16 protein-coding genes are annotated in these 24,491 nt (G+C 57.4%); 10 read left to right on the plus strand and 6 right to left on the minus strand.

What is annotated here, in order from left to right:
* Nucleotides 1-9: 9 nt before the first annotated feature.
* Nucleotides 10-510 (minus strand): TadE/TadG family type IV pilus assembly protein, encoded by a 501-nt coding sequence (locus IE102_RS15405; RefSeq protein WP_189488307.1) that lies wholly within the window; start codon nt 508-510, stop codon nt 10-12.
* A gap of 181 nt (nt 511-691) precedes the next feature.
* On the opposite strand from IE102_RS15405, the gene IE102_RS15410 reads away from it, so the two are divergent.
* From IE102_RS15410 to IE102_RS15425, 4 genes are all read left to right on the plus strand, one after another.
* Nucleotides 692-1,585 carry a pirin family protein gene (locus IE102_RS15410; RefSeq protein WP_189488309.1) on the plus strand — a complete coding sequence of 298 codons (894 nt, stop codon included), beginning with the start codon at nt 692-694 and terminating at the stop codon, nt 1,583-1,585.
* An 8-nt stretch (nt 1,586-1,593) separates the two neighbouring features.
* Nucleotides 1,594-2,016 (plus strand): OsmC family protein, encoded by a 423-nt coding sequence (locus tag IE102_RS15415; protein WP_189488311.1) that lies wholly within the window; start codon nt 1,594-1,596, stop codon nt 2,014-2,016.
* Nucleotides 2,017-2,388: 372 nt separating this feature from the next.
* The gene (locus tag IE102_RS15420) at nt 2,389-2,625 is read left to right on the plus strand and encodes a hypothetical protein (RefSeq protein WP_189488313.1); all 237 of its coding nucleotides are present in this window, start codon (nt 2,389-2,391) and stop codon (nt 2,623-2,625) included.
* A gap of 89 nt (nt 2,626-2,714) precedes the next feature.
* Nucleotides 2,715-4,676, plus strand: a complete 1,962-nt coding sequence (locus IE102_RS15425; protein ID WP_189488315.1) for a M61 family metallopeptidase — start codon at nt 2,715-2,717, stop codon at nt 4,674-4,676.
* On the opposite strand, the gene IE102_RS15430 is transcribed toward IE102_RS15425, so the two are convergent.
* The 3 genes from IE102_RS15430 to IE102_RS15440 form a co-directional block, all read right to left on the minus strand.
* On the minus strand, nt 4,677-5,660 hold the full coding sequence (locus tag IE102_RS15430; RefSeq protein ID WP_189488322.1) for a calcium/sodium antiporter: 984 nt from the start codon (nt 5,658-5,660) through the stop codon (nt 4,677-4,679).
* 66 nt (nt 5,661-5,726) lie between these two features.
* On the minus strand, nt 5,727-9,947 hold the full coding sequence (locus IE102_RS15435) for a translocation/assembly module TamB domain-containing protein (protein WP_189488331.1): 4,221 nt from the start codon (nt 9,945-9,947) through the stop codon (nt 5,727-5,729).
* Nucleotides 9,947-12,061 (minus strand): autotransporter assembly complex protein TamA, encoded by a 2,115-nt coding sequence (locus tag IE102_RS15440; RefSeq protein WP_229807801.1) that lies wholly within the window; start codon nt 12,059-12,061, stop codon nt 9,947-9,949. The genes IE102_RS15435 and IE102_RS15440 overlap by 1 nt, the downstream gene beginning before the upstream one ends.
* Nucleotides 12,062-12,353: 292 nt before the next feature.
* Between IE102_RS15440 and otsB the strand changes: the two genes are divergently transcribed.
* The 6 genes from otsB to IE102_RS15470 all read left to right on the plus strand — a co-directional run bounded on the left by otsB (nt 12,354) and on the right by IE102_RS15470 (nt 20,075).
* Nucleotides 12,354-13,088 carry a trehalose-phosphatase gene (gene otsB / locus IE102_RS15445; protein ID WP_189488334.1) on the plus strand — a complete coding sequence of 245 codons (735 nt, stop codon included), beginning with the start codon at nt 12,354-12,356 and terminating at the stop codon, nt 13,086-13,088.
* A 107-nt stretch (nt 13,089-13,195) separates the two neighbouring features.
* Nucleotides 13,196-14,965, plus strand: coding sequence for a glycoside hydrolase family 15 protein (locus IE102_RS15450; RefSeq protein WP_229807807.1), 1,770 nt, complete (start codon nt 13,196-13,198; stop codon nt 14,963-14,965).
* A gap of 35 nt (nt 14,966-15,000) precedes the next feature.
* Nucleotides 15,001-16,413 carry an alpha,alpha-trehalose-phosphate synthase (UDP-forming) gene (otsA, locus tag IE102_RS15455; RefSeq protein WP_189488336.1) on the plus strand — a complete coding sequence of 471 codons (1,413 nt, stop codon included), beginning with the start codon at nt 15,001-15,003 and terminating at the stop codon, nt 16,411-16,413.
* Nucleotides 16,414-16,481: 68 nt separating this feature from the next.
* Complete coding sequence (locus IE102_RS15460) at nt 16,482-18,605, plus strand: alpha/beta hydrolase family protein (RefSeq protein ID WP_189488338.1); 2,124 nt, start codon at nt 16,482-16,484, stop codon at nt 18,603-18,605.
* Nucleotides 18,606-18,690: 85 nt separating this feature from the next.
* Nucleotides 18,691-19,101, plus strand: a complete 411-nt coding sequence (locus IE102_RS15465; RefSeq protein WP_189488340.1) for a hypothetical protein — start codon at nt 18,691-18,693, stop codon at nt 19,099-19,101.
* 32 nt (nt 19,102-19,133) lie between these two features.
* Nucleotides 19,134-20,075: a glutaminase gene (locus IE102_RS15470; protein ID WP_189488342.1), complete on the plus strand. Its 942-nt coding sequence runs from the start codon at nt 19,134-19,136 to the stop codon at nt 20,073-20,075.
* A 182-nt stretch (nt 20,076-20,257) separates the two neighbouring features.
* On the opposite strand, the gene IE102_RS15475 is transcribed toward IE102_RS15470, so the two are convergent.
* Nucleotides 20,258-21,679 (minus strand): protein adenylyltransferase SelO family protein, encoded by a 1,422-nt coding sequence (locus IE102_RS15475; RefSeq protein WP_189488344.1) that lies wholly within the window; start codon nt 21,677-21,679, stop codon nt 20,258-20,260.
* A gap of 37 nt (nt 21,680-21,716) precedes the next feature.
* Nucleotides 21,717-24,269 carry a TonB-dependent receptor gene (locus IE102_RS15480; RefSeq protein WP_189488438.1) on the minus strand — a complete coding sequence of 851 codons (2,553 nt, stop codon included), beginning with the start codon at nt 24,267-24,269 and terminating at the stop codon, nt 21,717-21,719.
* Nucleotides 24,270-24,491: the final 222 nt, after the last annotated feature.

The raw sequence follows: 24,491 nt of genomic DNA on the forward strand, positions 1-24,491 counted from the left end.
GAAATGCCTTTAATAGCCGCCGCGAGCGACGGCGGCGGTACGGGTAATGGTCGTGGGCATACCGGGCAGGGCGCCGATCAGGTCAAAGCTGCCGTCATCGGGCGTAAAGGTAATGGTGACCTGATAGGTATCGGTTTGCTCGTTCAGGTTGATTGATAGGTCGCCGGGTGTCATGAAGTCGTATTCGGATTTTTGGACATCAAACATCGACTGAGCCAGTGCCAGCCTCTCTGGCGCTGTGGTTCCGCCAATAGCGGCACGGGCGGAATCATTGGCCATCTGCTGGACGGCGTGGGAGGTCCAGAAATAGCCGCCGTAGTCGACAATCCCTGCTAACATAAGGATAAGGATCGGACTAATCAGGGCGAACTCAACCGCGGTGGCGGCGTGTGTGTTGCGGGCAAAATGGCGGAAAATTGAGGTTCGAAAAAAGCGCGTCCAAGGCTTTGGTCTGCGGCGGGGCCCGGACGCGCTTTTCACTTCTGAGATGTCATCTACGGTACGTCTCATGCAACCATAGATAGTTGTTTTTGATTAATGCGAGATTAACGCGTGCGCTTTTTGACGTGACGCTGAAAAAAATATTTCGAGCGAAGGTGAAATTATGAGAACTCCTCCATATTTGAGGTGACGTTATTCCTGAAAAATCATAGGTTCCGTCCGTAATAGCCCCAGCATTTAGGAGGTAATCATGTCTGCCGAAGATTCAGGTGTGACCGACAGCGTTATTGATATGATCGTGCCGCCGCGCGCCAAGGATTTAGGCGGGTTTCAGGTGCGCCGGCTGCTGCCGTTTGCCAAACGGCGCATGGTCGGGCCGTGGATATTTTTTGATCACATGGGGCCGGTCGATTTTGCGCCGGGCGCCGGATCGAATGTCCGCCCGCATCCGCATATCAATCTGGCGACCGTGACCTATCTGTTTGAAGGCGCGATCCTGCACCGCGATTCGGTGGGGTCGGTCGCGACCATAGTGCCGGGGGATATTAACCTGATGGTGGCGGGGCGCGGGATCGTCCATTCGGAACGCGAAGTGCCCGAAACCCTGGATCAACCGCGCCGTATGCACGGCCTGCAACTGTGGCTGGCCTTACCCGAAGCCGATGAGGAAATTGATCCGGTCTTTTTTCATTATGATGGGGCTGAACTGCCAAAAACCGAGATTGCCAGCGTACCGGTACGGGTCATGATGGGGCAGGCGTTCGGGGTGACTTCGCCCGTTAAGACCTATTCCCCGACCCTCTATGCCGAGGCGGCGCTTACCGCCGGACAAACCCTTGAACTGCCGGAAGGGGTGGACGAGATGGCGGTTTATGTCGCGGCAGGAGCAGTGTCAGTTGACGGCGTTCCGGTCGATGAGTTCCACATGGCAATCCTTAAGCGCGGAACGACGGCGACCCTGACCGCGACGGTGGATGCCCGTATCGCCATTATTGGCGGTGAGGGCATGACTGAGCGCCATATCTACTGGAACTTTATCTCCTCACGGCCGGAACGGATCGAGCAGGCCAAGGCCGACTGGAAAGCGGGCCGGTTCCCCAAGGTGCCCGGCGACGACATCGAATTCATTCCTTTGCCAGAATAGAAAACCTTATGACCAAAGTTCGCATAAATGAGACCCACGCCAGTACCTACAGTGTCGCGATTGAGGTCGGTGCCCATAGCCTGATCGGTGATGAACCGGCCGATAAGGGCGGACTGGATCTGGGGCCGTCGCCCTATGATCTTTTGACCTCTGCTTTAGGCGAATGTACGGCCATGACCGTGCGTTGGTATGCCCGCAGTCAGGGCTGGCCGGTCGATCAGATTGAGGTACGTGTCACCCACGAAAAGCGCGGAAGGCAGGATGTATTCACCAAATCCGTTCACATAACGGGCGACCTGCTGAGTGATGATCAGCGCGTAAAGCTGATCGAGGTTGCGTCCAAATGCCCGGTTCAACGCACCTTGCTGGCGTCGGATACGGCGATTGAGACGGTGCCCGATATCGATGTACCGGCGCAAAATCGGGCCTGATAGCGGGCCAAAATCCCCAGTTCAAGTATATCCGTAAGCATAGAGGTGGGTGGCCATCTCTATGCCATAAGAGACGCGTTTAGACTTCAAATGCGCATTTTTACTAAAAATTTACAAATTTTAACTGATTTTATTTCACGTTTTTAACGGATTCGTCAAAAAATTAAACCATTGAAATTAAATGTAAAATTATCAAAATTAATCATTAATTTACCTTTTGGGGGTGGGCTTAAGTAAAAATTTTGACCGCTATGTTTATTTTTTGCTTTTCATTAGGGTTAATATGCGCTTTATTGCCTCACAGGCGAAAAATGCGCCGGATTCCTCCCTCGGTAGGTGCCGAGACCGGTAACAAGTATAAGAGTTAAACCCATGTATGAGAAAAAAGTCCTGAATGGTTATGTAGTTGGCGGCTATGCTTGCGCCTTTGCATTTAGCCTCGTGGTCTGGGGTCTGCTTTTGTTTCAGGTCACCAAGTTTGACTTGCCGTTTGATGGCGCCTTCAATGCGTCCATGGCCGATGCCAGCGTGAACCTTAGTCATCAGCAGGTTCGCAGCGACATGATCACGCGCGACACGCGTCTGCGCGCCGTACCATCGGCGGGTTAAGCCGTTTCATCTGTAATTTTTAGGGCTTTACAAACCCGAACCGCTTTTCAATAGTGTCGTCTTTGCGTTGGTTAAGCAGGGGCGTTTCAATGAAAAAACGGGTGTCGGTGGCGAGCTTCAGCGCGTCAGTGAGTTTGGTTGTGGCCGCCTTAATGGCCCAGACCGCGTTGGCGCAACCCGTGCCACCTCCGCCGTATCAAGCCCCGCCAACCCCTGCCATTCCCGCCGCGCGCGATATTGCCTATCCCGGCACACTTAAGGTCTTTGTCGACGCCACCGATCTGGATCATCGCCGCTGGGTGGTGCGTCAGGTGGTGCCGGTCGACAAGGCCGGTGAGATGGTGCTGATGACGCCGCTGTGGCTGCCGGGCAAACATTCGGCACAAAAGTTTTCCGATAAAATCGCCAATGTCCGCTTTAGCGCGGGCGGGCAAACCTTGACCTGGCTGCGTGATCCGGTGGCGGTCAATGCGTTTCGCTTTACGGTGCCGGATGGGGTGACCGAAGTGGTCGCTGAGTTTGAATATCTGGCGCCGATGACCTCAACCGCGGGACGGGTGGTGCAGACCGACCTGATGGCGAATTTTCAGTGGGAACTGGCCTCCATGTATCCGGCTGGCTATTTCACCAGCCGTATCCCCATCCAATTGACCCTGAAACTGCCGCAAGGCTGGTCGCACGCCAGCGCTTTGGAGGTCGAGTCCACGGCCGCAGATAATACCGTTACCTTTAAGCCGATTTCCTACGACAACTTCATCGACTCGCCGATGTTTGCGGGCAAATATTATAAGCAGTGGGATCTGACGCCGGCGGGTAAAAAGCCGGTCCGCCTCAACGTCTTTGCCGATAAGCCCGAATATATGGAGGCCAAGCCCGAAGTCATCGACCTGCACCGTAAGATGGTGGCCCAGTCGGTTAAGCTGTTCAAATCTGAACATTATGACCACTATGACTTTTTGGTGCATTTGTCGGAAGAGTTGGGGGATATCGGCCTGGAGCATCATCGCTCATCCGAAAACGGCCATGATATCAAGTATTTCACCGACTGGACCAATAGCTATATTGGCCGTGACCTGCTGGCCCATGAGTTCACCCATTCCTGGGATGGCAAGTTCCGGCGCGGGGCCGATCTCTATACCCCCGATTTTCAGGCGCCGATGCGCGGCAGCCTGTTGTGGGTCTACGAAGGCCAAACCCAGTACTGGGGCTATATGCTGACGGCGCGGTCAGGCATGTTCACTAAGGAGCAAACGCGCGAGGCCATCGCCTTGATTGCCGCCATCTATGACAATTTCAAAGGCACGGAATGGCGCCCGACGGTCGACACCACCAATGATCCGGTGATTTCCAGCCGTGCGCCGAAGAACTGGCTGTCGATGCAGCGCTCTGAGGATTACTACAATGTTGGCCTGCTGATCTGGCTGGATGCCGATACCCTGATCCGCGAAAAGACCGGCAATAAGAAGTCGCTCGATGATTTTGCGGGGGCATTTTTTGGCGTCAAGGACGGCTCATGGGTGCCGGAGACCTATGAGTTTAAGGACGTGGTGGCGACCCTTAACAGCGTCTATGCCTATGACTGGGACACCTTCCTGAAGGACCGGCTCTATAAGCCGATGACCGGCGCGCCATTGGATGGCCTTGAGCGCGGTGGTTACAAACTGGTCTACAGTGCGACGCCGACCGACTGGATCAAGTCGCGTGAAAAGGTGCAGAAAAACACCGACCTGAGCTATTCGTTAGGGCTTACCCTCAATGCGACGGGCGATATTACCGCGACCCTGTGGGACGGTCCCGCGTTCAAGGCCGGTCTGGGGCAGGGCATGTCGGTGGTGGCGGTGAACGGCGTCGCCTATGAGGCCGATGGCATCAAGGCGGCGGTCACGGAGGCGGCCAAGCCCGACGCCAAGCCGATCGAACTGCTGATCAAAAAGGGCAAAAACTACCGTACCGTGACGATCGACTATAAGGGCGGCCTGCGTTATCCGCGCCTTGAGCGCATTGCGGGCAAACCGGCCTATCTCGACGATATTCTGACCGAAAAGAAGTAGTCAGATCATAAGCAAAAACGCCATATAACCGGCATAGGCCGCCAAAAAGCCCAGCGCGATCAGGCGGCCTATCTTGCCAAAGATATAGACACAAAGACCGGCGGTTACCGCCACGCCCAGCGCAATCGGGATATCAACCTGCGTAAACCGTGCATCTATGGCGATGGGCGCAATCAAGCCGGTTATCCCTAAAATGCCCAATATATTGAAGATGTTGGAGCCGATCAGATTGCCAAGCGCGATGTCGCTCTGGCGCTTGAGGGCCGCAATTAGGGTCACGGCCAGTTCGGGCAGGGAGGTGCCGACTGCCACGAGGGTCAGCCCAATCACCGCTTCGCTGATGCCAAAGTCGCGGGCGATATTGGTGGCCCCTTTGACTAGGCTGTCGGCCCCGACCACCAGCGCCAAAAGCCCCAGCGATACCCAGGCCATGGCCATGAATATGCCCATCTCAGTCACGCTGGAATGAACGGCATGTTCCGGCTCAGGATTGCGGCGCTCCAGCACATAAACCGACACCAGATAGGCGATAAGGCAGCCCAGCATGATCTGGGCATCCAGCCGGTCGATCCCGCCGCGATAGGCCAGCACCAAAAGGCCAATGGTGGCGACAATCATCACCGCCACATCGCGTTGAATACCGGCACTTTTGCTGTCCATCGGATAGATCAGCGCGCCCATGCCCATGATGAGCAAAATATTGGCGATGTTGGAGCCGACGACATTGCCGACGACGATATCAGGCGTATCTTTTAGCGCCGCCTGTAAGCTGACCATCAGTTCCGGCATGGAAGTACCAAAGCCCACTACCGTGAGGCCGATAATCAGATTGGACAGCTTAAGCTTACGCGCCAAAGCGGTGGCCCCGCGCACCAGGCCTTCACCACCGATAAACAGGAAGGTCAGCCCCGCCGCGACCCAAAGGTAGTCGACATGTGCGCTAACCCAGTTCAGCCCCTGATCGATCACCCCAACCCCCCCCATGATCCTAAGTCCCTAGCCGCGCGGCTTAGGCGAACTGATTAAGGGTTAATGGCGTCCGTTTGGCAATCAGTAATCGCGCGAATATCTCAGGTTGACGGCGGTGCCGCCCGCCGTGCCGGTCTGCGACAGGATGCTCAAACTGCGCGACAGGGAGATTTCCAACTGGGTCGCCATGAAGCCCTTGGTGTCGGTGACAATTTCCACATAGACATTGTTGGTCAGGTATTTCCCCGCCGCCACCGCCGTGCCGCGCCCGGTCGCGTCATCTTCGCCCAGTACGCGCAGACGGTCTATGCCGGTCGCGGCCCGCAATGTCCCCAACGGATTGACACCGCCCCCGCCGGAGCTGAGTTGATTGAGCGACGCCGCCAGTTGCAGGGCCTGAGTGGCCGACAGGTTGGTCACACTTTCGCCAAACAGAATCCGCGACAGCACCTCATCCTGCGGCAGGGACGGGTCGGAGGAAAACGCAATGGACGGTCGCTGGGCGGTGCCGGTGACATTGATGGTGCCTGTGATGTCATCGACCACCGTAGAGGCGGCGATCTCAATCTCCGGATTGGTCAGTTGCCCGCCCTCAAAGCTGATCACGCCGGTATCGAGCTTGAACTCACGGCCTGCGAAATTATAGGTGCCGCGAATGGCATTGAGGTTACCCAGCACGCGCGGGGCACGGGTCGTGCCGCCGACATTAATATTGGCGCGCCATTCCGACTCCAACCCCATGCCGGACACAAAAATTTGGTTCTCGGCGCGTACCCGCACATCCAGCCGCCAGTCTTTCGGTGGGGCTTTTTGGCGCGGTGGCGGGCCGGCGGTTGTGATGGCCGGACGGCGCACACCCTCTAATTCCGTGATTTCCGCCGCCCCTTGGGTGACGATCTTATAGCGCGTTTGCGGCAGGCTGAGGTTGCCCTTGATCAGCGCCCCATCATCGCCATTGGTGATATCGAGTGTCCCCGAAACGGTCGAGGATATCTGATCCGACGCCGCCAGACGGGCGTTGTTCAGCTTGGCGTTCAGTTGCAGAGGGAAGGCATTGTCCGCCGCCAGCGATACCCAGCCGGTGGCCGACACCGTGCCGTCACCGGCGCGGCCATCGAATTTACGGATCTCCAGCCGGTCATTGCTGAATTCCCCCTCAAGATTAATGCGGGTAATGCGGGTGCCAAAACCTGAGTGCTCATAGGCCAGACCATTGCCGCGCATGACGCCGCTCAGGCGGGGATCGCGGACCTGACCCGAAATATCGGCGGCCACGGCCATCGTGCCGGACATGCTCTGATCACCCTGAGCCGCCAGTGAAAACAGTACGCTGGCCGGGCCGTTATAGCGGATGCCGCCGGTAATGCCGCCCTGACGCAGCCGTTCAATCCAGTCGCCGCCAGATGCGGGATCAAGCTGCACCTGCATCCGGCCAATGACGCCCAGCAGGTTGGCACCGTTCTGACGGAACACAGCGCGCAGGTCGCCACGGTCAGAATTCAGCGTGCCGTCAATATTGATATCTACGGGTGATGAAACGGCGGCAATCGAGGAGCGGGTGAAATCATCGACCGTCAACCGCGCGCGCACATCGGGGATATCATTGCCGTTTTGGCTGTAATCGAGACTGCCAGTGGCCGTACCGCCAATACCCGCATCAGGGGCGATCGCATTGATGATGGCCAGGTCAAAACCCTCAAAGCGGGCCTGGCCCTTGATGCCATCACCAAACTGACCGGCCAGTTGCACCTTGCCCTGATTGGTCGCAAGCGTGGACGGCAGCAGTTGATAGCCAGTGCCGCGCTTAACGATCCGCGCCGGGGCTTCGGTTTTGACATTGATGCCGTTCACGACACCGTTCGCCGCAACGCGGTAAAGCTGCGGCGACAGGTCTGCATTGACGGCCAGAGTGAATGGCACACCCGATGAGCCGTTAAGTACCGCCTGGGCCGTACCGCGATCATTGCGGTAGTTGATTTTGACGCGACCCTTTTCGACAAAGGTATTGTTGTAATTCAGGTTTTGCGCCTGAACGTCGGCAACGATTTCCGGCTTTTCATAAAGGGCAATGGTCGCATCAATCAAAGCGCGCCCAACCTGAATATTGTAGTCACCGGGCAGGGTGGCGCCTTGGGCGCGGGCCGTGATCTTGGCGCCCTGTACATCATTGATTTCCATCAATGACGCCACGCCGGTGATGCCGGAGCCACTTAGATTGAGGTCGCCCGCGAACTTACCGCCTGATGTTTGCTGGATAGTCCCTTGGGCGTCGATACCGGCCACCCGCGCCTGATTGATGTCGAGGGTCAGCGGGCCGCTGCCCGATCTGATTTCGACATCGGCCAGCAGCGGGCCATAGGCGGAGGCCCCTTCGGCCTTGACCTCATAGCCGACTTTGGAGGTGGTAAGGGTCGCCACCACCTCACGCAGTTCCAGCCCAAGGCCGGGACTGGCGGCCGTTAGTACCACTTTCGGGCTGCTGGCCGTGCCGGACACGTTGGCGGTGAGGGGGCCATATTGTTTTGATGTGGCCTGCGCCTTGAGGGTAATCCCGCCGCCTTTGAGGGCATAGCGCCCCTGAGCCGTCAGGTTAAAGGATGGCGATGTACCTTTGAAATTATTGAGAATAATATCGCCATTGGCGGCGGTCGAAAACGCGCCCGAAATCTTGGCATTGCCACCCAGAAAGTTTTGCAGCCCCTCATTAAACAGGCGCTTGGACTGAACCTGGAACGAACCCTTAATGCCGAACCCGCCTCCCTGACCATTCACGACCGGGCGCTGCACCAGTTCAGCATCGGTGACCACACTGACAATCCCTAAACCGTCGATGCGGTAATCATTGATGCGTCCCTTGAGCGCGCCCTGATAGATGCCGGTGCCAAAATCGGCCACCAACAAAGCTGTGCCGTTCAGCTTGTCCGAACGGATTTTCATATTGTCGCTTAACAGGCGGTTGTCGCTATAGGCCAGATCGCCGTCCAGCCGGACATTGGTCAGCAGGCCATCGGCGGCGGCATTCACGCCCCACACCCTCTTGGCACCGCCCTTGACCGGAATAATGATGTGATCGCCATCAATGCGTGAGCGGCCTTCGATGCGGGCGGCTTCGACGGTGATTTTATTGAACTTCACCCAATCGGCGGACAGGTCATAATCAATCAGCGGGCGCTTGAAATCACCGTCGATCAGGGCCTTAAGGTGGACGTTTTTACCCGACAGGTTTTTATCGATGACCGCCGCCTTAATCAGTTCGGCATCGATGTTCAGCTTACCGAAACGGGCGTTTTTCAGGTCGATAATACCGGCGGCCTTGATATCGAGCGCATCGGATTTCAGGGCCAGTCGACCATCGGCCACACGATCCTTGAATGTGCTGGTCAGATCAATATTGACAGCGGGCGTCACCAAGGCTTGCGTGACGCCGTTCAGCAGCAAATCGGGCCGTACATTGCCCTTCGCGGTAAAGGTGCCGTTGCGACCGTTCAGGGCCACATCGGCCAGACCGTTATCGCCCAGATGCCCCTCAATGCGGCCATCCCACACGTCCCAGTTTCCGCGTCCGCCCGCTGTGACGGTCAGGGCCTCATCCAGCCCAATCAGGGCAACGACCGCGCCGTCCTTGGGGGCGATCAGCAGGCCCTCAACAATCAGCCGGTTTTGTTTGGGCGTGGCATCCAGTTTCAGGGCCAGACGATCCGCGCGGTTAGAACTGGCCGCCGTATTGATCAAGATCTGGCCTTTTTTCAGGTGCGCATCGCCTGATAAGGTCAGGGTTTGCGCAGTCCCGGCCACGCCCTGCGCCAGGTTGAGGCGCTCCACCGACAGCTTGCCGATATCCACCTTGAGGTCAGGCAGTTTGAACGGTTCGCTGGTTGTCTTTGGTGTGGGTTTAAACTCAGGCCGGCGCAGAATATCGATCCGCACCGAGGACAGTTCGCGCACATCAACATGCTTATTGAGGTAAGCAAACGGCCGCCAGTCGAGGGTCACCGCCGGGCTCTGGGCAAACACGCCCTTGGGGTCGGAGAGTTTGATATCGCGAATGACGGCGCGTTTGTAGAGCGAGCCCTCAATGCGCCCGACGCTTATTTTCAGGCCGTTGTCGAATTTGAGGCCATTGACCCGGTCAAGCAGAAAGCCTTTGCCTGCGCCGCTATCCAACCCCCACACCGCCAGCAACAGCAGGGCGGCAATGAATGCGATGGTGAGCCCCGCGATTTTGGCAATAGTGGTGCCGCCCAGTATCTTGGCTTTAGGCTTGGCCTTATGTTCGGGTGAGGTTTCGGGTGTGTCTGTCATCAGAAGGCCTGCCCAATCCCGACATAGAGGCTGACTGGAGATTCCCCGTCGCGCCGGCTGACGGGGGTGGCTACATCAATGCGGATCGGCCCGAAATTGGTATAATAGCGCGCGCCGATGCCGACCCCAAAGCGAATGTCGTTAAAGTCCGGTGTCTTACCCTGATAGACCTGACCAGCATCGATAAACGGTACGACCCCCAGATTGCCATCGAGGATATTTTTGAAACGATATCGCGCCTCAAACGCCACCTCGAACAGGCTAAGGCCCCCCGTCGGCGTATTGGCGGCGTCGCGGGGCCCCAGTTCCTGATAACCAAATCCGCGCACACTGCCGCCCCCGCCAGCATAAAATCGCGTGGTCAGGGGGACATCGACAAAATCACTGCCAATGATGGTGCCAGCGCGAAAACGCGCGGCCAGAATCGTCTGATCACTGACCTGCCGATAGGTCGAGACATCGAACTGGTTCTTGATATTATTGCCAAACAGACCTGATAATGACACCTGTGGCGTAGTCTCAATAGAGGCCCGGAACCCTTTGGTAGGATTAAGAAGATCATCCGTCACGTCACGCGCCAGCTTAAGCGGCATGTCGGCGGTGTAGTAGTTGATCCAGCTATCGCCGAGCATCTTATCCAGCTTTGAGTTCAGCCGAATGGCACTCAGTTCAACCCCTGCTGACCAGGTCCAACGCTTTTGCCAGATCGGGGTCGATGACCGCGACAGGCTGTAACCCAGCCGCAAACCTTGCGCCTCATAGGTATCGTAGTCGGAACGCGCCAGTTCGGTCGAAATCAGGCGGGTCAGGTCGCGCTTACGGTAGTTGGAATGGCGTAAACTCACACCCAAGGTCTGTTCATTGCTGCCCAGCGTCGTTTCGACAATCAGTGCGCCTTCGGGGGGGCGCCAGTTGCGGTTGATCCAGCTACCTTTGAGCAGGACGCCCTGACCGGTCGAAAAACCGACATCAGCGGCCAGTTTGCGCGCCCGTCCGGTTTGCTGACGCACCAGAATATCAACATATTCCGTACCATCAGGGGCCGGGGCATTGGTGCGCACCGGCTCAACCGACACAGATCGGAACAGGTTGGTTGCCACCAGCGCCTGACGCAGATCATCGACCATGCGGCTGTCGTACAGGTCATTCTCATGGAAACGGGCAATGGTTTCGATGTGATCAACGCCAAAGGCCTGACGACCTTCGGTGGTAAAATTTCGAATGCGCGCGCGCGGCCCGGTCTCGACGGGCAGGGTGTAATCCGCCGTATAGGTGGTATTATCGAGTAGGATATCGCGTGCGCCCACCTCAGCGAACGGATAGCCGTTTTCGGGCAGTTTCAGGCTGACGCTGGCCTCAGCCGCGATCACCCGGTCGGCGATCAGGCTATCGCCGGTTTTAAGCGGCAGGGCGTCACGGATCAGGTTCGGCGGCGTGGTGGGCCCGGCCGTAATCACAATCTCATCAAACCGGTATGGGGGGCCGGGGGCCACGGTCAGGGTTGCCCGCACCCGGCCGGGCTGGTTCGGCTCATTTTCCATTGAGGTCATGACGGTGGCGTCATAATAGCCCTCGGCCTTCAGCAGTCGCAGCGCCAGTATCTCATCCTGCTTGAGGCGGGCGCGCACCATCACGGCATTGGCAGCCTTGCCCTTGCCTTCTTTTAACGCACTCAAGTCCCAGAAGGTTTTCTCTAAGTTCAGGTCTTTCAGGCCATTCAGCGTGGTGTCGTAAGCGATTTCCGGCGCTTGCTCATCGGCGGCGGCTACCACTGCGGGCGGCGGGGCCTTATCAAAATCGGCCAGAGACGGCAGGGGCTCGGTCAGGGCGTCATCGGTGGCAGGCGGGATTTCGGGCAGGGTTTCCGCTACAGCCTCTGTGACCAGATCATCATTTTCTGCGGCGGGCTGCGGCGGCAGCCCGGGCACCGGCGTGTCCTCGTTTGGGGCGTCATCCAGCGCGGGCAGGGCGGATTCGAAGTCCTGATCCGTGATAATCGGGGCATCTGCAGGCGCTATTTCGACCGGCGGCGCACTTTGGGCACAGGTCAGCGGCGCCCAAACCGTGAGGGCGGCAGCCAAGGCAATCGCGCTGGCGCTGACGGTTTTGAGCAAGAGGGCTTCCTGAAAATAAGGCTTAAATGAATCAAGGGGTTCACATGTGATCTCAGGGTATGGGCATGGCGGCTGTGAGGCAAATAAAAATCACATAAACTCAGGTTCATCTCGTTCTGTCGCAGTGCGGGGTAACGCAATTGTTATGTGATTGTGTAAAAACCCAAGCAAAATCATAGGCATAATCCTTATTGTTTTCTTACGTCTAAGTGCCGAGAATAGTTAACCTGTGCGCTGCACTTAAAACTCATATCAATTTGTGGCGTCCCCAGAGGGCGCCAAAGAGGATGAGATGAAGCCTAAACCTGAGCCTTTGGACCTGTTCAAGGTCGCCCTGTTCCTTGATCTGGACGGCACGATTGCGCCGATAATGCCGCGTCCGGATGATGTCGAGCCCGAAGCCGCCCGCAATGGGCTGCTGAAAGCCCTGAATGATAAGCTGGAAGGCCGTTTGGCGGTCATATCCGGTCGTTCAGTCAGCGCCGTCGATCGCATCACCGAGGGGGCTGTGACCTCGGTAGCCGGGGCTCACGGCTTAGAGCGGCGCACGGCGTCGGGGCAACGCGAAGATACCGAGGCCCATGCCGCGCTCGATACTGTGGTGACTGAATTTCGCGCCCTAAACCGCGTGCTGGAAGGGCTGATCGTTGAAGATAAGGGTGTGAGTGTCGCCGTCCATTACCGCCAAGAACCCGACCATAAGGCCAATATTATTGCCCTCGCCACCCGCATGGCCGAGAGCCACGGCCTGCGCCTTCAGCCTGGTCATGAGGTGATCGAACTGCGCACCCCCGGCCCGAACAAGGGCGATGCTATTCGCGCCTTCATGTGCGAAGCGCCGTTTATCGGCCATATGCCGGTGTTTGTCGGCGATGATCTGACCGATGAGGTTGGCTTTGAAGCGGTGAATAGTCTGGGCGGTTTTGGCGTCCGGGTCGGTGCGGGATCTTCGGTGGCCCGCTATGGTCTTAAGGATGTGGCGGCGGTCACAGCCTGGCTGGAGGAGAGCCTGTTATGCTTGACATGACCGCATCCTCCGCTCAAGCGGCACCTGTGACCGCGGATGCGACCCAGACCGTTCTGGCGCAGCATTGGCAAACCCACAGCCTTAATCTGTCGCCCATCGGCAACTGCATGGTTTCGGCCCTGATTGATTCCAACGGGACATGGGTGTGGGGCTGCGTGCCGCGTTTTGATTCCGATCCGGCCTTTTGCAATCTGGTGTCCGGTGTCAGCACGAACGATCCGCAGGCGCTTGGGCTATGGGCCATCGATGTGCTGGATATGGCCCATGTGCGGCAGGCTTACGGGCGCAACAGCGCCGTCCTGCATACATGGCTGACCGATACCCACGGCGCCGAGGTCGAAATCATTGATTTTTGCCCGCGTTTTAAGCGCAATGACCGGCTCTATAGCCCGGTGTCGTTCTGCCGGATCGTGCGGCCAACCAAAGGTGCGGCGCGTATTCGCATCCGGTTGCGGCCGGCCTGTAACTACGGCGAAAGCGAAGCCCAGACCACGTCCGGGTCGAACCATATTCGCTACTACGCGTCTGAGGCTATCCTGCGCCTATCGACCAACTGTGCGGTCAGTCATGTGCTGGAGGAACGTGAGTTCCGGCTTGAGGAGGAACTGGCGTTTTTCTTAGGCCCGGATGAAAGTTTTTCGGTCGATATCCGCACCGGCGTGCGCGACATGCTGGAAAAAACCGACCTGCACTGGCGTGAATGGGTGCGGGGTCTGGCCCTACCGATGGAGTATCAGGAAGCGGTGATCCGCGCGGCGATTGGTTTGAAACTGTGCGTCTATGAAGAAACCGGTGCGATCATAGCGGCGATGACGACGTCGATCCCCGAAGCGCCGGGGTCGCAGCGCAACTGGGATTATCGCTATTGCTGGATCAGAGACGCCTATTATGTGGTTGAGGCGCTGACGCGGTTGGGGGCGATGCAGACCCTGGAGAACTACCTCAAATATCTGCGCAATATTGTTGATCGCGCCGTCGATGGCAAGATGCAGCCTGTCTATGGTATCGGCTACGAATCAATATTGACAGAATCCATTGCCGAGCACCTCAAAGGCTATCGCGGCATGGGGCCGGTACGGGTTGGTAATCTGGCCTATGTCCAGCATCAGCATGATGTTTACGGGCAGATTATCCTGTCGTCGGTGCAGGCGTTTTTCGACCATCGCCTGCTGCGGCCGGGAACGGCCGCTGATTTTGAGCAGCTTGAGAAAATTGGTGAAAAAGCCTTTGAGGTTTTCGATCAGCCCGATGCTGGCCTGTGGGAATTTCGCACCTTCGCCAAGGTGCACACCTATTCGGCGGTGATGTGCTGGGCCGCCTGCGACCGGCTCGAAAATGCCGCGCTAATCTTAGGTTTGACGGATCGCGCGACCGTGTGGAAAGAGCGGGCGGCGACGATAAAGTCAACAATTGATTCACGTGCACTGTTTATCAGGGACGGGGCTGAGGATAATCTTTATTCATCGGCCTTTGATGTCGATGAGGTCGATGCCAGCCTGCTGCAAATGATCGACCTGCGCTATATCTCAAAGGACGATCCACGCTTCCTGAGCACGCTGGAGGCGGTCGAAAAGATGCTCCGTCGCGGCCCACATATGCTACGCTACGCACTTCCCGATGATTTTGGCGAACCGGAAACGGCTTTTAATTTCTGCACCTTCTGGCTGATCGAGGCCCTGCACTATGCCGGGCGTACCGATGAGGCGCGTGAGCTGTTTGAGGGGATGCTTAATCAGCGCACCCCGTCGGGCCTGCTGTCTGAAGATACGTCATTTCACGATGGCAGCCTGTGGGGCAATTTCCCGCAAACCTATTCGCTGGTTGGCATCATCAATTGCGCTGTGCTGTTGAGCCGGCCCTGGAAAGATATCCGTTAATCGCGGCCCCCTTCGGGCTGTGGGAAAGACATAAGATGAGCAGATTAATTGTTATCTCGAACCGGGTCAGCCCGCCGGCCGAAGTCGGTAACGCTTCGGTCGGCGGACTGGCGATGGCCTTGTCAGCAGCGTTGCGCGAAGAAAACGGCATGTGGTTCGGCTGGAGCGGGGAGGTGGCCGAAAGCTCAGGCCAGATTTCCATCCAGAAAATTGGCGGGGTGACCGTGGCCCTGACCCACCTCGAAGAACAGGACGTGCAAGAATATTACAACGGCTACGCCAATAAGACCCTGTGGCCGTTGTTTCACTATCGCACCGATCTGGTGGCGTTTGAGCGGTCGTTTGATGAGGGCTACAGCCGCGTCAATCAACGCTTTGCTGATACGGTGTCGCCGCTGATCGTTGAGGATGACCTGATCTGGGTGCAGGATTATCACCTCATCCCGCTGGCCTCAAAACTACGTGAGCAGGGCGTCAAAAATCGCATCGGATTTTTCCTGCACATCCCCTGGCCGGCCATGCGGGTGCTGATGACCCTGCCCAAGCACGGCGAACTGGTTGAGACCATGTTCGACTATGATCTGGTCGGATTTCAAACCGAAGACAATATGCACGCCTTCACCGAATATGTGATCAATCAAGCGGGCGGCGAAGACTTAGGTGATGGCCGTTTGCGCGCTTACGGCAAGACCATTCAGGTCGGGGCATATCCCATTGGCATCGACGCCAAGGAATTTGTTGAGGCCAGCCGCTCGCAAACCGCCAAGGATTACTGGGATCTGATGCGTGATTCCCAGGCTGGGCGCAAGATGATCGTGGGCGTCGAAAGGCTAGACTATTCAAAGGGTTTGGAGGAACGATTCACAGCCTATGATCAGTTCCTGCGTGACTATCCGCAGTATGAACGCAATGTCTTTTTGCTTCAGATAGCCACGCCATCCCGCGGTGAAGTCGGGGCCTATCAGGACATTCGCGGCAAGCTCGATACCCTGTCTGGGCATATCAATGGTGAGCACTCAACGATTGATTGGGTGCCGCTGCGCTATGTCAACCGCTCATACCGCCGCGATGAACTGGCAGGTATTTACCGCGCCGCCCATGTCGGGCTGGTGACGCCGCTGCGGGACGGTATGAATCTGGTGGCCAAGGAATATGTGGCGGCCCAAAATCCGGCTGATCCGGGGGTATTGGTGCTGTCGGAATTTGCCGGGGCCGCCGCACAAATGCGCGACGCCCTGATCGTCAACCCGTTTGACCGTGAAGCGGTGTCTGAAGCGATCCATGAGGCCCTGTCCATGCCGCTTAAACAACGGGTGGCGCGTTATGAGGGCCTGATCCACGGCATTATGACTGAGGATGTCGTAAGCTGGCGCAAAAACTTTACCAACGACCTTAAGGGTAAGCCGCCGGTAAAAAAGCCTGAGCCGTTGGTGGTGGTGAGCGGCTAACCCCTTGATCATGTCTGTAAAACGGTCTTAAGTGCGGCTCGTTTCAAACGTGACGGGTTTTGCAGATTATGATCAGATCGCTGAAAATGGCCGCTTTTGCGGCTACGGTATCGGTAATGGCTTTGGCCGGGGGCATGGCGACTGCCGAAAGCAAACCCTTCACTTACAACGATCTGATTGAGTTAGACCGCGTCAGTTCTTTGAAAGTTGACCCGACTGGCCGGTTCGCGGTCATAGCGGTGCGGGCCACAGATTTAGAGAAAAACAAGGGCGTGACGTCTTTGTGGATCAAGGATTTGTCCAACACGGCGCTTAAAGAATGGCGACTGCCGATTTCCGATCAAGGCGCCTCAAGTCCGGCCTGGAGTGCTGACGGTAAGTCGATTTTCTACCTGTCCGGCGGGCAGATTTACATGACCGATGCCAAGGGGGCCGAGCGCACCCAGATCACCAAACTACCGATCGGCATCGACAGTTTCAAGGTCAGCCCCGATGGCAAGGGCTTTGTAGTGTCGATGGCCATTACTGAGGGCTGCGCGGGCGAGGAAATTGCCTGTACGCTCAAGGCCGATGAGGCCCAGAAGGCCAAGAAATCGAGCGGCGTGATCTATGATAAGCTGTTCGTGCGTCATTGGGATACGTGGTTCGATTTTAAGCGCAATCACCTGTTTTATGTTGGCCTGAATGCGGGCGGGGCGGCGACCCATGCCACCCCGCTGACTGATGGTTTTGATGGCGATGTGCCGTCAAAGCCCTTTGGTGATGAGGCCGAATACGAGATCGCCCCCAATGGCCGCACGGTCTATTTTTCGGCGCGGGTGGCGGGTAAGACTGAGCCGTGGAGCACCAATTTCGACGTCTGGCAGGTCGATATGCAGTACCCGCAGGACGTGGCCCAAAAGCCTGAACTGCTGCGCGCCACGAAGCCTCATAACCTGACGCCGGACAACGAAGCGTGGGATGCCGAACCGCGCGTATCGCCTGATGGCAAAACCCTGGCCTATAAGGCTATGAAACGCCCGAAGTTTGAGGCCGATCGCTACTGGATTTACCTGAAAGATATCGCGACGGGTAAGGTCACGCCGCTGGCCCACGACTGGGACCGCTCCCCCGACAGCCTGACCTGGTCCGATGATGGTAAGGCGCTTTATGTGGTGGCCGCTGATGTCGGCAAAACCCGCCTGTTCAGGATTGATGTGGCGACCGGCAAGGTCACGCCGCTGACCAAAGACGGCCATATCGCCGGCTTTGATTTCACGCCGCAAGGCGCAGTCTTCCTTAAGGATTCTCTGGCCGCCCCGGCGCAGCTTTATCTGCAAGGGCGCGACCGCTCGGCCCTGATCGACGCGACCGCCAAGCCGGTGACCGAGTTCAATAAATCCCGCCTCGACCTTCGCCCGCGCGGCCAGTATGAGCAGTTTTCATTCAAAGGCTGGAATGACGATACGGTCTATGGCTACATCGTAAAGCCTGCCGATTTCGACCCGAACAAAAAATATCCGCTGGCGTTCATTATCCACGGCGGGCCGCAGGGCTCATTCTCGGATGCCTGGTCGTACCGCTGGAACGCTCAGACCTATGCCGGGGCGGGTTTTGTGGCGGTGATGATCGATTTCCATGCCTCGACCGGCTATGGGCAGGCGTTCACGGACGCCGTATCCGAACACTGGGGCGACCGCCCGCTCGAAGATCTGCAAAAAGGTTATGCGGCGGCGCTAGCGAAATATCCGTTCATCGACAAAGACCGCGCCTGTGCTTTAGGTGCCTCCTACGGCGGCTACATGGTCAACTGGATCGCCTCGCAGTGGAAAGGGCCGTGGAAGTGTCTGGTCAATCATGACGGCCTGTTTGACACCCGTTCTATGGGCTATGCCACCGAAGAACTGTGGTTCTCGGAATATGAGAACGGCGGCGATGTTTATAATCACACGGCCAACTACGATAAATTCAATCCGGCCCTGCACGCCAAAGACTGGTCGGTGCCGATGCTGGTTATCCATTCTGATCTCGACTATCGTGTGACGCCAGAGCAGGGACTGGGCACCTTCACGGCCTTGCAGCGTCAGGGCATTAAGTCGAAATTCCTGCGCTTTCCCGATGAGAACCACTGGGTCTTAAAGCCGCAGAACTCGGTGGTGTGGCACCAGACGGTTCTGGACTGGCTGAAAGAAAACACCGCGGAGGCTAAGTGAAACATTGCCGTTTGAGTCGATGGAAAGGGTGATGGTTTTTGCCTCACTCTTTTTCGCATTGCTCTGAATATAGTGGATAGTTCTTATGCTGGATATTGAGGGGGTTACGCTTTCTGAATTACGTGAAATGTCGCGGAAAGATCAGGATGCACTGGTTGCCTTTGATCGGCCACTGACCTTCCGTATGGGAACGGCTACGATACTGACGCAGTTTGAGCAGAGTGATGGTGGGCTGATTGTCAATCTCGTTCACATAGACGGTGGCGGTGAAGGCATTCTTTTGAGGCTTTGGAAGCTGATCGACCAATGGGCGAAACAGCGTGAATATGGTTTCGTGCGCTGGAATGTCTTTGCAGCTACATGCACGACGCCAAATCCAAGGTTGCAGTTTTTTCTGCAGGCAAAAGGATTTGCGGAGTGCGATGATGCTAAGCATGGGCGTATATTCGCCCGAACTATAAGGCTCTATCCCCATCAAGATGGAAGTATAGAATAGAAGTCATTGCTTTGATTCTTAGTGAGCCCCTCATGCGCCGACCTCTGCCCCCGAAGGAAGTGACCTCGTTAGACGATGTGCTGCATGAGGTGTCGGTGCTGGTTAAGCCGCACTTTGGCAAGGGGCGGCCTGCGGACTATATCTCCGAACTGGCGGCGGTTGACCCCATGAAATTCGGCATGGCGGTGGCCACCATTGAGGGGGAGGATTACGGTGTCGGCGATGCCGATGAATCGTTTTCGGCGCAGTCAATCACCAAGCTGTTTGCGCTGGGGCTGGCGCTCAACCGGCTGGGCGATGAAGTGTGGACGCGGGTGGGCAAGGAGCCGTCGGGGACGCCATTCAACTACCTGTCGCAGTTGGAACAAGAGGCCGGTGTGCCGCGCAATCCGTTCATCAATGCGGGTGCGCTGGCCATTACCGATATATTGCTTGATGTGGTCAAGGCACCGGCCCATCTGGTGCGCGATTTCATGGGTGTGCTGGCGGGGGAGCCTTTGAGCATTGACGATGCCGTGGCGAAATCGGAGATGGATACGGCCTATAAGAACCGCGCCATTGCCAATCTTATGCGCGCGCAAGGGACGATCACCCATGACCCTGCGGCAGTGATTGAGGCCTATTGCCGCCAATGCGCAGTGTCGATCACTTGTCGTCAGTTGGCCAAGGCAGCTTTACCTTTGGCGGCAGCGGGCTATTCGCCGGTGATGGAGGAAAGCATCTTCCCTGAGCGGCTGACGCGCAGGTTAAATGCGCTGCTGCTGACCTGCGGGATCTATGACTCGGTCGGATCGTTTGCGTACCGGGTCGGACTGCCGGCCAAAAGCGGGGTCGGCGGGGGGATTGTCGCCGTCATCCCCGGCCGGGCGGCGGTGGCGGTCTGGTCGCCGGAGCTTGATCGTTATGGCACTTCGGTGGTCGGCGTCTCGGCGCTGGAGCACTTTAGCCGCCTGACCAATTGTTCGGTGCTGTGATTTGGGCGTGTAGCCCCCCTCTGTCACTTCGTGACATCTCCCCCAAATGACACGTTGCGCATAGTCGCTAAGATTGTGCGTTGGGGGAGTAAAAAAATACTATTACTCCCCCAACGCATTGAGTTGCCAGGCTATGTAGATTTATCCTTTGGGGGAGGTGGCGCGTAGCGCCGGAGGGGGGCTTAATCCGCCGCCAACCCCAGCGCCTGCCGGTAGGTTTCGATCTCATCCAGTTTGGCGTGGAAACCTGACCAGTCGTCATCACGGGCAATGGCCGCCCATAGGGCTTCGATATCGTCTATCAGCAGGCTGACGGGTTCAGATGCGGCAAACAGCGGATGTTTCAGGTGGTCCGCATCTTTTGGTTCAGAATCGCCCAGCAAAGCTTTGAAATTATCAAAGATTTCGCCCGTATAGAACTGACCGCGAGGGCCAGACATGGCGCGGTCTTCACTGATCAGGCCGCCGAACCAGTCAAAATATACCCCCTCAAATGATCCTGATCGCGGATGCAGGGCGGCCTGGAGTTTAAAGGTCGCCTCGACCAGTCCCTGGTCTTTGTCAGCGGTCAAAGGCTTGAGATTCAACCGGTTGAGGACGGCCTCACTGGCAGCGGCCTCATAACGCGGACCGAAGTCATTGAGGCTTTCGATCAGCCGCGCCCCGTCGCAAATCTGGGCCAGACAGCGCGCCAGTTGCGTCAGGTTCCAGAACACCGCATCGACCTGACGGCCATAGGCATAGAGCCCGCCTTCGTCAAAATAGGCGGCGGTGAAATAGGCATCGTAATGGGGCAAAAACCGGTAGGGGCCGTAGTCAAAGCTTTCGCCGGTGATGTTCATATTGTCGGTATTGAGGACGCCGTGGACAAAGCCCGCCATCATCCAGCGCGCCACCAGTTTCGCGGTGCGGGTGACGCACAGGTCAAACACGCGCACGACCTGATCTTCGCCCTCAAGATCGGCAGCATCGGGGTAGTAATTGTCCGCGACGAAGCCGATCAGGCCGCGCATGGTCTCAAGATCGTTGAGGTAGGTCAGCCGCTCGAACGTTCCAAAGCGGATATGGCTGTGCGACAGCCGCACCAGCACCGATGACCGCGTGGGCGAGGGCTCATCGCCGCGATGGAGCGCCTCACCGGTCTCGATCAGCGAAAACGTGCGTGAGGTCGGCACCCCCAGCGCCTCCAGATAGGCGGTCGCCAGCACCTCCCGCACGCCACCTTTGAGTGTCAGCCGTCCGTCACCACCCCGCGACCAGGGCGTGCGGCCTGAGCCCTTGGTGCCGAGGTCGAGCAGTCGCCCCTGATCGTCGCGCAGTTGCGCAAACAAAAAGCCGCGCCCGTCGCCGAGGTCAGGATTGTAATGACGAAACTGATGGCCGTGATAGCGCAGGGCCAGCGGCTCAGGCTGGTTGTCGGGCAAGGGGCTGAACCGACCGAAATGACTGATCCATGCCGCATCATTCAGGCCCTCAAGGCCAACGGTAATCGCTGCCCGATCATTGCGGTAGCGCAGAATAGTTTGCGGAAAGTCAGCGGCCTTGACCTGGTCAAACAGGTCAAGGCCGCTATTGAACAGGCGCGGGTCAGGGGCATAGGTCATGCCCCTGACATGGCGCGCGGCGTCTTAAATTACAAGTCTAATACTTGACGCGCAGGGTGATGCCATAGGTCTTGGGCGCGCCCATAAAGGCGTCATAGGTGTTGGAATCCAGACCCCGGTTATAGAAGGTGCCGTCGGGCTGAACCGTCGACTGGAAGCCGGTGCCTTGCAGCGGGGCGTTGATCACGACCTGCTTATAGCTCTCGTCGGTCAGGTTCTGGCCCCAGATTTCGACCATCCAGCGCGAGTCCTCAGATCCGATGCCGATGCGGCCATTGAGCAGGGTAAAGGATTCCTGCATCTTGAACGGAATGAGGTCGGAGCCGGTATTGTAGCTGGAGGTATGCTTGGCCGATAGGTTGGCCAGCCAGCGCAGGCCCGCCACATTGCGGGTATAGGTCACCGACCCGGATGAGGTCCACTTGGGCGCGAACGACATCTGGGCACCTGGCAGCAGGGACAACTGCGCAAAACTGCCCGGATTGTTCAGGTCAGCGGCCACGAACTCAGCATACTTTGTGTCGGCATAGGCGATACCGCCCTGGAAGCTTAAGCCCCGGATTGGCGTGGCCCAATAGATATCGGCATCCCAACCCTTTGAGGTCAGTTCCGGGATGGATTCGACCACAAACGCGGTGCCTAAGAATGTGTTGAGCTGGAAGTCATTAAAGGTCTGATCAAAGGCGGTCAGGTTGAACAGCACTTTTTTGTCGAACAGGGACGTCTTGACCCCCAGTTCGTAGCTATCAACCGTTTCCGCCGGGAAATAGAGCGATGAATTGGGCGTAAGGCCCGTCAGCGCCCGGTCTAGGTTGAACCCGCCGCCTTTGTACCCGCGCGCATAGGAGGCGTAGGTCATGATGTTGTCGTTCCAGCGGTAGGCGCCCTTAAAGGTGCCGGACCATTCTTTTTCTTCCTGTTCGTCGGCGACCTGACGGTTGTTGAACGCCGGATTGGCCCAGAAGGCGCACAGGCCACCCAAGACCGTTGGGCGCGAAGCCGTCGGTATCAGCGCCCAAATTCCGGTCGGTGTGCCGCCGCCTAAGCCAGAGCGGGCAATCGCTGCCCCACAGGTCGCGCCTGAATCTGAGTTGGTGTAAACCCCCGTCATCTCTTTGGTTTCAGCCGTGTAGCGCAGGCCAAGGGTCAGCTCTAAGGCCTCGGTCACCTGATAGCTATTGTTGGTGAACAGGGCGAACGATTTGGCGCTTTGGGTATAGTGGTCGAGCGCGCCTTGTCCGGCGACGAAGTTGGTTCCGGCGGCCCGGCCTGTCAGGAGGGGCAGGACGTTTGACGGGGTAGTGCCCGGAATTTGCTGAGATAACAAAGCGCTGATGTAGGCGGCGTACTTTGTGCCGTAGACATAAGAATCCATCCGATCGAGGTCTTCTTCGGCATAGAAGGCCCCGATCAGCCAGTTGAGCTTATCGGTCGATCCGGCCAGACGCAGTTCCTGCGAGAAGGTTTTGAACTCAGCGGAGAAATCACCGTTGTCGCGGCGGTAGAGAATGTCCGCGCCGGTATAGTCAATATCCTGACCATTGACGTTTTTCCAGTTACGGATGCCGGTCACCGAGGTCAGGGTCGAATCGAGGAAGTCGAGTTTCAGGTTCGCCTCAATCGACACGCCCTTATCGTCAATGAACTGACGGGTATCGCGGTTGGCATAGGCGGTCATGTCTTCGGGGCTGGCGGTCAAATCAATGCCCTGGCCACCGGTGGTGATGGCGTTGATCAGCGCGCCGGTAGGCCCTGTGCGGGTCTGCACGGTGACGCAGCAGCGTTCCTCACGGCTGGACCAGTCACCGATAACGCGGATGCTCAGGTCGTCGTTCGGTACGAACAGCAGTTGCCCGCGCACGGTCTGGAAATCCTGGGTGGCGTCTTCGGTCGTGGTACGTGGGCCATCACCGGTCACGACATCGTAATAGCCGCCGCGTTCGCGCTTGGCGACATAGAGACGGCCTAAGACTTCTTCGCCCGCGATCGGGCCGGTGACAGCGGCGGAAAAGCCGCGCGCGTCATAGTTTCCGACCGTGGCTTCGGCTTCGGCACCAAAGACGCTGGACGGCTTTTTGGAGATGATGTTGATCACACCGGCAGAGGTGTTTTTGCCGAACAGGGTGCCTTGCGGCCCTTTCAGGACTTCGATGCGTTCCAGTTCGCCGAGGTCCCCAAAGCCTACGCCGTTACGCGGACGGTAAACGCCGTCAATCACTACGCCGACGGAGGATTCCATGCCGGGATTGTCACCGACCGTGCCGACGCCGCGGATGCGGGCGGTGGTCAGGGACTCGTTCTGGGTCGAGGTCACGGTCAGGCCGGGGGTCAAGACCTGCATGTCCTTGATGTCGCGCACACCGGCATCCTGCAGCAGTTTGGCCGACAGGGTGGTGACCACGATCGGCACGTCCTGCAGCGATTGCTCACGCTTTTGGGCTGTGACGACGATCTCTAAGATTTCCTCCGGCTCATCTGCGGGCGGGGCGTCGTTTTGCGCCAGAGCCGGCAGGGCCGTCCCCAGCAGGGCCAGCGAGGTGCCGGTCAGTAAGACTTTGTTAAAAAATTTGCCGCCGCGATAAGATGTCATGGTACGCATGCCGTTTCCCTTGGGTAAATCGGGGTTCTATTTTCAAATATTCGCGGTGCGAGCATTTGAAAATCATTCTCCGTGTTTCCTGTAACCTGTAAGACTTTTGTTGTGCGGTATACGGGCACTTAGAAATTCAAGTAACCCTATACAATTATCAAAAATGTATGACACAAGGCTTAAGAAACACAACGGACAAATATTGCGGCGATGCACAATGAA

It is taken from the genome of Asticcacaulis endophyticus, from assembly GCF_014652575.1.
Taxonomy (GTDB): domain Bacteria; phylum Pseudomonadota; class Alphaproteobacteria; order Caulobacterales; family Caulobacteraceae; genus Asticcacaulis; species Asticcacaulis endophyticus.

Excerpts from the sequence above, each read along its gene's own strand:
- IE102_RS15480 (WP_189488438.1), bottom strand. The coding sequence starts at position 24,269 with ATGACATCTTATCGCGGCGGCAAATTTTTTAACAAAGTCTTACTGACC.
- IE102_RS15410 (WP_189488309.1), top strand. The coding sequence starts at position 692 with ATGTCTGCCGAAGATTCAGGTGTGACCGACAGCGTTATTGATATGATC.
- IE102_RS15470 (WP_189488342.1), top strand. The coding sequence starts at position 19,134 with ATGCGCCGACCTCTGCCCCCGAAGGAAGTGACCTCGTTAGACGATGTG.
- IE102_RS15430 (WP_189488322.1), bottom strand. The coding sequence starts at position 5,660 with ATGGGGGGGGTTGGGGTGATCGATCAGGGGCTGAACTGGGTTAGCGCA.
- IE102_RS15405 (WP_189488307.1), bottom strand. The coding sequence starts at position 510 with ATGAGACGTACCGTAGATGACATCTCAGAAGTGAAAAGCGCGTCCGGG.
- IE102_RS15475 (WP_189488344.1), bottom strand. The coding sequence starts at position 21,679 with ATGACCTATGCCCCTGACCCGCGCCTGTTCAATAGCGGCCTTGACCTG.
- IE102_RS15425 (WP_189488315.1), top strand. The coding sequence starts at position 2,715 with ATGAAAAAACGGGTGTCGGTGGCGAGCTTCAGCGCGTCAGTGAGTTTG.
- IE102_RS15460 (WP_189488338.1), top strand. The coding sequence starts at position 16,482 with ATGATCAGATCGCTGAAAATGGCCGCTTTTGCGGCTACGGTATCGGTA.
- IE102_RS15435 (WP_189488331.1), bottom strand. The coding sequence starts at position 9,947 with ATGACAGACACACCCGAAACCTCACCCGAACATAAGGCCAAGCCTAAA.
- IE102_RS15465 (WP_189488340.1), top strand. The coding sequence starts at position 18,691 with ATGCTGGATATTGAGGGGGTTACGCTTTCTGAATTACGTGAAATGTCG.
- IE102_RS15420 (WP_189488313.1), top strand. The coding sequence starts at position 2,389 with ATGTATGAGAAAAAAGTCCTGAATGGTTATGTAGTTGGCGGCTATGCT.
- otsA (WP_189488336.1), top strand. The coding sequence starts at position 15,001 with ATGAGCAGATTAATTGTTATCTCGAACCGGGTCAGCCCGCCGGCCGAA.
- IE102_RS15415 (WP_189488311.1), top strand. The coding sequence starts at position 1,594 with ATGACCAAAGTTCGCATAAATGAGACCCACGCCAGTACCTACAGTGTC.
- otsB (WP_189488334.1), top strand. The coding sequence starts at position 12,354 with ATGAAGCCTAAACCTGAGCCTTTGGACCTGTTCAAGGTCGCCCTGTTC.
- IE102_RS15450 (WP_229807807.1), top strand. The coding sequence starts at position 13,196 with ATGGTTTCGGCCCTGATTGATTCCAACGGGACATGGGTGTGGGGCTGC.